The 1,999-nt window shown below is 43.4% G+C and carries 3 protein-coding genes; 2 read left to right on the top strand and 1 reads right to left on the bottom strand.

The annotated features are described in order from the left end of the window. Window positions 1-747 (top strand): alpha-amylase domain-containing protein (locus tag R8N49_RS24505; protein WP_318190144.1); only part of this gene is annotated, 747 nt, incomplete at its 5' end. A 130-nt stretch (window positions 748-877) separates the two neighbouring features. After that, the gene (locus tag R8N49_RS24500) at window positions 878-1,132 is read left to right on the top strand and encodes a hypothetical protein (RefSeq protein WP_005375990.1); all 255 of its coding nucleotides are present in this window, start codon (window positions 878-880) and stop codon (window positions 1,130-1,132) included. Window positions 1,133-1,206: 74 nt separating this feature from the next. Here R8N49_RS24500 and R8N49_RS24495 read toward each other — a convergent pair whose 3' ends face one another. Beyond that, window positions 1,207-1,995: a lipase family protein gene (locus R8N49_RS24495; RefSeq protein ID WP_005375991.1), complete on the bottom strand. Its 789-nt coding sequence runs from the start codon at window positions 1,993-1,995 to the stop codon at window positions 1,207-1,209. Between the last annotated feature and the right edge of the window lie 4 nt (window positions 1,996-1,999).

The raw sequence follows: 1,999 nt of genomic DNA, 5'->3' as shown, positions 1-1,999 counted from the left end.
ATCAAATATCAATACCTGCAAGAATGGATTGATCACCTACGTTGGAAAACAGGGAAAGAACTATTCACGGTCGGAGAGTACTGGAACTACGATGTTAATCAGTTGCATAACTTTATCACCAAAACTTCTGGCAGCATGTCTCTATTCGACGCACCGTTACATATGAACTTCTACAATGCGTCTAAATCGGGTGGTAGCTACGATATGCGTCAAATCATGGATGGTACGCTGATGAAGGACAATTCAGTCAAAGCGGTAACCTTAGTAGAAAACCATGACACTCAACCTTTGCAGGCTTTGGAGTCGACGGTTGATTGGTGGTTTAAGCCGCTCGCTTACGCGTTTATCTTATTGCGTGAAGAAGGCTATCCATCCGTGTTTTATGCAGATTACTACGGCGCGCAGTACAGTGATAAAGGGCATGACATCAATATGGTCAAAGTGCCTTACATTGAAGAGCTAGTAACACTGCGTAAAGATTATGCGTATGGCAAACAACATTCTTATCTCGACCACTGGGACGTAATTGGTTGGACTCGAGAAGGTGATGCAAAGCATCCACATTCAATGGCCGTGATCATGAGCGATGGACCTGGCGGCTCGAAGTGGATGTATACGGGTAAACCAAGTGCTCGCTACGTAGACAAGTTGGGTATCCGAACTGAAGAAGTTTGGACTGATGCGAATGGTTGGGCTGAGTTCCCAGTAAACGGCGGATCTGTCTCGGTTTGGGTTGGCGTTGAATAATCCATTCCTGTGATTTTGATACAGAGTAGGCAATTCTTGATAAATCTTTTCAATGAATCAATGTGTTATTTGATATTCATTCAACAAATGAGTAACTTATATTTGAGCATAATCTAGAGGAAGATAAAGAATGGAATCTATTGCTGATGTATTGGTTGTGGCTATTGTGTTCGGTGCCATATTTGGGGGCGGGATAATAAAGTTAATCTTGAACCATCGTAAAGAAGTAAGAGCGTTGGAGATATCTGAACGTAATACGATGAGCCGAGAAGAACAAGATAACCTTAACAAGCAAATTGGTGACTTGAAGCGACGTGTTGAAGTGTTAGAGCGAATTGTCACAGATAACAAATATCAACTTGAAAAAGAAATTGCCTCTCTGTAGATCACCACTTAATCGTAAAGCCGGCGAAGTCCGGCTTTTTCGTGTCTGTACGTCATACCTTTCGGATGTTTAACTCAGCGTTCATCAAAAAAGTCTTTGTCGCGAATGTATTTACTCATAAAGTGATAAGAGAACGGTCGCATTAACCAACTAAATAAGGAGCGCCCAAGCCGTATGAGCGTTGGGGTGTTCTCGTATATTCTCCCGTTATATAACCATAGCATTTTGCCTACATGCCAATACAAAAAAGGTACGGGCGGCATAAAGGTCACGATGTCGATGTCGCAACAAATCCTGTATGTTTTGTGCCCCAAACGGTAGCGTTTCTTAAACGTCCAATCCCCGACAGCGGGCTGTCCGAAAGTGACCACGCGTTTAATGCTTTTTGGGTATTTTTTCTCAATATAGTCAGCAAAAACACTGCCAATCGCGCCACCTGAAGAGTGGCCAGTAATAGTGATTCTTTTTCCCCTAAGAATGAGCGGTACAACGATACCTTCGAGGCGTTCGATCACGGTCAACCCTAACCGATCTTCATTCCGGCTCGGTAAACTTTCTTGGAACAACAGATGATAGAAACCCGCGTGAATGCGATAGTTTAGTCCCAACCTTCGACAGCTTCTCGTCCACATCGCGAAGTTCAACAACCAATCACTGATACTGTGTGAGCCTTTAATCACTACAACCACTTCACTCTGTTTTTTACTCCAGAGCACGCGAATCATAATCTTACCGTGTTCATTTCTAATGACTCGTTGCCCATTAGGATCGAACCCGTATTGAGTTTGCCTGAAGACGCGAGGGTAGGCGAGATTACAAAGCACCGCATAGCGCTCGTATTGGTATCGTTTTAATGGTTTCACGTTA

This window comes from Vibrio sp. 1978 (genome assembly GCF_033344345.1).
This window is presented reverse-complemented; position numbering and strand designations above follow the sequence as displayed.